Here is a 7,035-nt window from a genome sequence, read left to right on the forward strand (position 1 = left end):
CGCCCGGTCGCGTCGTCCGGACGGCTCGCGCGGTTTTGGTGCTTCTTTTTGCCCGACGCGGTCCACACGACGATGAAAATCAACAGGCCGAGCGCCACGAGCGCCTCGAGCCCGAATATGAGCATTGGATATTCGTCGAACAGATCAGACATGGCGGTTCCCATCAAGAACGAGCATTGTATGCGTTTCGCGCGGCCGAGAGCCGCACAGGTAGCGGCCTGGGCCGCGTCGATCGCCACCGCCGTGCTGCTCGCCTCGTGCGGCGGCGGCACGTACGTGAAGCCGACCAGCACCACGGCGGGCGTCCCCGGCGGCGCGCCCATCGTGCCGGGACAGCGTGCCGCGCAGCGTCTGACGGCGGTGAGCTGGCAGCAAGTGCCGGGCTGGACGGACGATTCGCTGCTCGGCGCGACCGCCGCGCTGCGTCAGAACTGCAGCCGGCTCGCGCGCGATGCCAAATGGGCGCGGCCGTGCGCGGCGGCGCAGCGGCTCGACGATCTCGATATGTCGGCGGCGCGCGATTTCTTCGAGAAGTACTTCACGCCGTTTCAACTCGCCAACAACGACGGCACGCTCGACGGTCTCGTGACCGGTTACTACGAGCCGCTGCTGCACGGTTCGCGCACGCGGCACGGGTCGTATCAGTACGCGCTGTATCGCTGGCCGTATCGTTTCAAGACCGGCACGACGCTGCCGACGCGCGCGCAACTCGAGCGCTCCGGCGCGCTGAACGGCAACGAACTTGTCTGGGTCGACGATCCGATCGAGGTGTTTTTCCTTCAGGTGCAAGGCTCGGGCCGCGTGATCATGGAAGACGGCAGCGTGATGCGCGTCGGCTTCGGCGGGACGAACAACCAGCCGTACCGGTCGATCGGTCGCGAACTGCTGGACCGGGGCGAACTCACGCCCGCGCAAGCGACGATGCAGGGCATCAAGGCGTGGGCGAAGGCGAATCCGTCGCGCGTCGATGCGCTGCTCGACGTGAATCCGCGTTTCGTGTTTTTCCGCGAGATGCCGTCGAACGATCCGATGGCCGCGAGCATGGGCGACGGGCCGGTCGGCGCGCTCGGCGTGCCGCTCACGCCTGAACGTTCGATCGCCGTCGATCCTTCAGCGATCCCGCTCGGTACGCCGGTGTTTCTGCAAACCACGCGTCCGCTCAGCAATCAGCCGATGAACCGCCTGGTCTTCGCGCAAGACACCGGCACGGCGATTAAGGGCGGCGTGCGCGCCGACTATTTCTGGGGACTCGGCGACGACGCCGGCGACCTCGCCGGACGCATGAAGCAGGGCGGCCGGATGTGGTTGCTCATGCCGAATTCCTGACGCGCGCGCGGCGCTATCCGAGCTTGCGTTTGTCGACCACGCGCCGCGCCTTGCCGACCGACCGCTCGATACCGTTCACCGCCAGCACCACGACTTCCGCGCTTACGCCGATCATCGCCTTGATGTCGTAGGTGAGCGCGGACTTCGCGTTGTCGAGCGCCGTTAAGTCCGGCGCGGATTCGGGGCACGGTTCCACGTTCAGCGTCAATACGTCGAGCGGACCGTCTTTCGTGAGCACGATCTGATAGTGCGGCGCGAGCACGGGTTGCTTCAGCAGCAATTCCTCGATCTGCGTCGGAAATACGTTGACGCCGCGCACGATCATCATGTCGTCGGAGCGGCCGGTGATCTTTTCCATCCGGCGCATCGTGCGGGCGGTGCCGGGCAACAGCCGCGTCAGATCGCGCGTGCGATAACGGATGATCGGCAGCGCTTCCTTGGTGAGCGAGGTGAAGACCAGTTTGCCGAATTCGCCATCCGGCAAGACTTCGCCGGTATCCGGATCGATGATTTCGGGATAGAAATGATCTTCCCAAATCGTCGGGTCGTCCTTCGTTTCGGCGCACTCGGACGCGACGCCCGGCCCCATCACTTCCGACAACCCGTAGATATCGACCGCGTCGATGCCCATGCGCTGTTCGATCGCGCGCCGCATGTCGTTGGTCCACGGTTCCGCGCCGAAGATGCCGATGCGCAGCGAGCAGTTCGCCGGTTCGATGTCTTGCCGCTCCAGCTCGTCCGCGATCGACAGCATGTAGCTCGGCGTGACCATGATGATGTCGGGCCGAAAATCCTGAATGAGCTGGACCTGCTTCTCGGTCTGTCCGCCGCCGAAGGGAATGACCGTGAGTCCTGCGCGTTCCGCGCCGTAGTGCGCGCCGAGCCCGCCGGTGAAAAGTCCGTAGCCGTAACTCACGTGCACTTTGTCGCCGCGTCGCGCGCCGGCCGCGCGAATCGACCGCGCGACGAGGTTCGCCCAATTATCGATGTCCTGCGCCGTATAGCCGACGACCGTCGGCTTGCCCGTCGTGCCCGATGACGCATGAATACGCGACACGCGTTCCTGAGGCACCGCGAACATGCCGAACGGATAGCTGTCGCGCAGGTCCTTCTTGGTCGTGAACGGAAAGCGCGCGAGATCGGCGAGCGATTGAACATCGTCGGGATGCACGCCCGCCTCGTCGAACTTGCGCCGATAGACCGGCGAGTTTTCGTAGGCGTGTTTGAGCGTCCATTTGAGTCGCTCGAGTTGCAGTGCGGCGAGTTCGTCGCGGCTCGCTTTCTCGATCGCCTCGAGCGGCAATGCGGTCGTCATCAATGTCTCCCTCATGTTCTGTTCTGCGTGCGTCGCGTTCTTTCAGTCGATGCCTTGGTCGGATTTGCTTGCTATCGATCAATCGATCAAACAGGAATGACGGTGCCGCGGATCTGCGCGGACTTGCCGCGAAACATCGCCACGGCTTCTCTGGCGCGGTTGGTGAGGCGAATGTCGTAGATGCCGGTGCGGCCGTTCAACACTTGCTCGACCGCTTCGGCAGTCAGCCGGTCGCCGCCTTCGACGGGCCGCAAGAACTCGATCGAGCAGCCAGCCGCAACCGTATTCACGTTGTACGAGTTGCACGCGAAGGCGAACGCGGAATCGGCGAGCGTGAACATCAGTCCGCCGTGGCAAATGGCGTGACCGTTCAGGAAGTCTGGCCGGACTTCCATCTGCAGGCGCGCATAGCCGGGCCGCACCTCGACCAGTTCGATGCCCAGCGCGCGCGAACAGGCGTCCGCTTCGTACATGGATCGGGCGGTGGCTTCCGCGAGTTCTTGTGGCGTCACGAGTTTCTCCAGATGGCGTGTTTGTCAGAGCCCTTCGAAGCGCGGCGCGCGCTTTTCCTTGAACGCGGCGACGCCTTCGATATAGTCGGGCGACGTTCCCAGATCGCGCTGGATATCGCGCTCCAGATCGAGTTGCTGGTCGAACGTGTTGTTGGCGCTCGTTTGCATCGCGCGCTTGATGGCCGTGACGGCGCGCGCCGGCATCTGCGCGAGTTGCGCGGCCAATTGGGCGGCGCTCTGCTGCAGTTCGGCGTCGTCGACGACGCGCCACACGATGCCCCACGCCTCGGCCTTTTCGGCGCTCAGCTTGTCGCCCGTGAGCGTGAGCTCGAGCGCACGCGATTCGCCGACGCGTCGCGGCAGAAGCCACGTCCCGCCCGAATCGGGCAGCAGCCCGATCTTCACGAACGCCTGAATGAAACTCGCCGAGCGCGCCGCGACGATCAGATCGCACGCCATCGCGAGGTTCGCGCCCGCGCCCGCCGCCGTGCCGTTTACCGCTGCGATGATCGGCAGCGGCGAAGCGCGGAGCCTGCGCACCAGCGGATTGAAGTGCTCCTCGATCAGTTCGCCGAGATCGGACATCGCGCCTGGCGTGAAATCGAGGTCCGCCAGATCCTGTCCGGCACAAAAGCCGCGTCCCGCTCCCGTGACGATCAGCGCGCGCGGCGCTTGCTTCGATTTCCGTCAGCGCACCATTGATTTCACGATGCATTTCGCGCGTGAAGCTGTTGAGCTTGTCAGGGCGATTGAGCGTCAGGGTCGCGACGCGCGTCTCGTCGTCGATTCGATACAGGACAGACTTTTCCGACATGGCAGTTCCTTTCGTCGATTCCGGCGTCGGGCCGGCGCGGGTTGGCTTGAGCTTCATGCCGATACTAGCCGCGCCGTTTGCGCCTTTCCATTCGGCCGAACGGCATAGGCCAAACGGACGGCGCGTGGCGAATGTCGCTTTTTCGTACTTTTGCCTATGCCGTTTGGCCGACTTCCGCCGGCGCGACCTTCGGCGCAACATGGACCCTGCTTTGAACGACGCGGAATCGATTGGCGAAGGCCGCGTCCGACAACGCCGAGTTGGCCGGGGGGTTGGCGCCCGTGCCGTGGAAGTCCGAGAACGCTGTCGTCTGGTTGACGAACACGCCGCCCGTCAGATTGATCGAGAGCGCGACGCCGCCGCGAATCGCCGCTTCGTGCGCGGCGTCGAGCACCGCGTCGTCCGTGCTGTACACGGAGAACGACAGCGCGCCGTGCGTCTGCGCGATCGAACCGGCGAGGTCGAGCGACTGCGCGGTCGAATCGGTGGCGATGACGAACGAAATCGGGCCGAACCACTCCTTGGTGAACTGCGCTTCGTCGGTGCGGGCGTCGAGTTTGAGCATCAGCGGCGTGAGGACGCGCGCTTCGGCGAATGCGGGATGCGCGAGCGATTGACTATCGAGCAGAACTTCGCCCGCTTTGTGCGCTTCGCCGATACGCCGTTCGATGCCTTCGTTCTGGATCGCGCCGGTCAACTCGACGGCGCGCGCGGGATCGGACGTGAGCTTTTGCACGGCATCGGCGAGCGCCTTCGCGACTTCGTCGAAGTTCAGATGGCCGTCGCCGGCGCGGATTCCATCGCGCGGCACGTAAATGTTTTGCGGCGCGGTGCACATCTGCCCGGAATACAGCGCGAGCGAGAACGCGATGTTGCGCGCGACCGCTTTCAGATCGTCGACCGAATCGATGACGATCTGATTGACGCCCGCCTTCTCGGTGTACACCTGCGCCTGATGCGCATTGCGCTCGAGCCACGTGCCGTTCTGCGTGCTGCCGGTGAAGTCGATCAGGCGGATTTCCGGACGCACTGCGAGCGACTGAACCAGCGGGCCGTCGTCGGGATCGGTCGCAAGCAGCGTGATGATGTTCGGATCGAAGCCGGCCTCGCGCAGCACGTCGCGCGCGATGCGCACGGTGATCGCGAGCGGCAGAATCGCGCCCGGATGCGGTTTGACGATCACCGTATTGCCCGTGGCGAGGTCGGCGAACAGGCCCGGATAGCCGTTCCAGGTCGGAAACGTGCAGTAACCGAGCACGAGTCCGGTGCCGCGCGGAACGATCGTGAAGCGCTTGTGCATCGCGAGCGGAGGATTTTTGCCCTGCGGCTTTTCCCAATGGGCGTCGGACGGGATTCGGCGCAGTTGGTCCCAAGCGTAGACGACGGCCTCGAGCGCGCGGTCCTGTGCATGCGGGCCGCCGGCCTGAAACGCCATCATGAAGGCCTGACCGGTGGTGTGCATGACGCTGTAGCCGATCTCGAAACTGGCGCGGTTGAGGCGCGACAGAATTTCGAGGCTCACGCCGACCCACGCCTGCGGACCGGCGGCGCGCCATGCCGGTTGCGCCTTGGCTGCGGCCTCGATCAGCACATCGGGATCGGCTTGCGGATATTTGACATCCAGCGCGATGCCGAACGGCGAACGCTCCAAGCCCACCGTCCCGCCCGAAGACGGCTGGTCGATATCGAACGTCTTGCCGAGGTGCGTCTTGAACGCCGCTTCGCCGTCGACATTGGCTGTTTTCCCCGTACACTTTGGGACTCGGCATTTCGGCAAATGGAGTCCAGTAGCCGCGCGATTCGATTGCTGCGAGCCCTTTGTCGAGCGTCGCTTCGTGCTTCGTGAAGAACGGATGTGTCATGGTCGCGAGAAGGGAACGAAGGAAGAGGGCAGGTCAAATAATTAACCGACCGGTTGGTTTGGAATGGTAGCATTTTCGAGATGTCGTGAAGACAACTTTTCATTAGGGCTTACCTTAGGATCGAAAGGAGAAGTGAATGGCTTACGAGAATCTGCTGGTGGAGACGCGCGGCCGTGTGGGTTTGATCACGCTGAATCGTCCGAAGGCTCTGAACGCATTGAATGACGCGCTGATGGACGAGTTGGGCGCCGTGCTCAAGGCCTTCGATGCCGACGAGGACATCGGCGCCATCGTCGTGACCGGCAGCGAAAAGGCATTCGCCGCTGGCGCGGACATCGGCATGATGGCGAAGTACTCGTATATGGACGTCTACAAGGGCGACTACATCACCCGTAACTGGGAGACGATCCGCTCGATCCGTAAGCCGATCATCGCGGCCGTCGCGGGCTTTGCGCTGGGCGGCGGATGCGAACTCGCGATGATGTGCGACATCATCATCGCGGCCGACTCGGCCAAATTCGGCCAACCGGAAATCAAGCTTGGCGTCATCCCTGGCGCGGGCGGCACGCAGCGTCTGCCGCGCGCCGTGTCCAAGGCGAAAGCGATGGACCTTTGTCTGACAGCCCGCATGATGGATGCCGCCGAGGCCGAGCGTGCGGGGCTTGTATCGCGCGTCGTCGCGGCGGACCGCCTGCTCGACGAAGCGATCGAAGCCGCGACGATCATCTCCGGCTTCTCCTTGCCCGCAGTGATGATGGCGAAGGAGTCGGTCAACCGCGCCTATGAGACGACGCTTGCCGAGGGCGTTCATTTCGAGCGCCGACTGTTTCATTCGCTGTTTGCGACGGAAGATCAGAAGGAAGGGATGGCGGCTTTCGTCGAGAAGCGGAAGCCCGAATTCAAACACCGCTGATTTTTCTACGTACCCCCTTGCATCCTGCCGGTGGAGTCACTAGAATTCCGTTCCTTCGCGATTCGATGAACGCGAAGGGAGCGGGAAAGGCGGTTTGGGCGGGATGCGCTGGGTCGGTGGTGAATGATTCAGTTGCAGGCAGCAGGTGCAGAAAGTTCTAAAAACCTGTTGACACTGACCAAAACGTTATTCACAATTTCATCTCTCTGCTGCTGATGCAGCGACGCAAGACGGAAGGGCGGTGGTAGTAGCAAGTCACCGCGCTTCAGTTTGCGATGTGCTCTTTAAAAACT

The 7,035-nt window shown here is 63.3% G+C and carries 4 protein-coding genes and 2 pseudogenes; 2 read left to right on the forward strand and 4 right to left on the reverse strand.

Annotated elements, in window-relative coordinates; all coding sequences use genetic code 11:
* Window positions 1-117: 117 nt before the first annotated feature.
* A complete protein-coding gene (gene mltA / locus BVER_RS22335) occupies window positions 118-1,326 on the forward strand; it encodes a murein transglycosylase A (RefSeq protein WP_502255032.1) in 1,209 nt (402 codons plus the stop codon).
* A gap of 13 nt (window positions 1,327-1,339) precedes the next feature.
* Here mltA and paaK read toward each other — a convergent pair whose 3' ends face one another.
* The 4 genes and pseudogenes from paaK to paaN form a co-directional block, all read right to left on the reverse strand.
* Window positions 1,340-2,641 (reverse strand): phenylacetate--CoA ligase PaaK, encoded by a 1,302-nt coding sequence (gene paaK / locus BVER_RS22340; RefSeq protein ID WP_050455142.1) that lies wholly within the window; start codon window positions 2,639-2,641, stop codon window positions 1,340-1,342.
* 86 nt (window positions 2,642-2,727) lie between these two features.
* Window positions 2,728-3,114 (reverse strand): hydroxyphenylacetyl-CoA thioesterase PaaI, encoded by a 387-nt coding sequence (gene paaI / locus BVER_RS22345; RefSeq protein ID WP_083452300.1) that lies wholly within the window; start codon window positions 3,112-3,114, stop codon window positions 2,728-2,730.
* A gap of 63 nt (window positions 3,115-3,177) precedes the next feature.
* A pseudogene (paaG, locus tag BVER_RS22350) lies at window positions 3,178-3,967 on the reverse strand (2-(1,2-epoxy-1,2-dihydrophenyl)acetyl-CoA isomerase PaaG).
* Between the two features lie 154 nt (window positions 3,968-4,121).
* Window positions 4,122-5,829 (reverse strand): annotated as a pseudogene (paaN, locus tag BVER_RS22355) (phenylacetic acid degradation protein PaaN).
* Window positions 5,830-5,965: 136 nt separating this feature from the next.
* On the opposite strand from paaN, the gene BVER_RS22360 reads away from it, so the two are divergent.
* A complete protein-coding gene (locus BVER_RS22360; RefSeq protein WP_050455144.1) occupies window positions 5,966-6,742 on the forward strand; it encodes an enoyl-CoA hydratase in 777 nt (258 codons plus the stop codon).
* The last annotated feature ends 293 nt before the right edge of the window (window positions 6,743-7,035 follow it).

This window comes from Candidatus Burkholderia verschuerenii (assembly GCF_001189365.1).
Classification (GTDB): domain Bacteria; phylum Pseudomonadota; class Gammaproteobacteria; order Burkholderiales; family Burkholderiaceae; genus Caballeronia; species Caballeronia verschuerenii.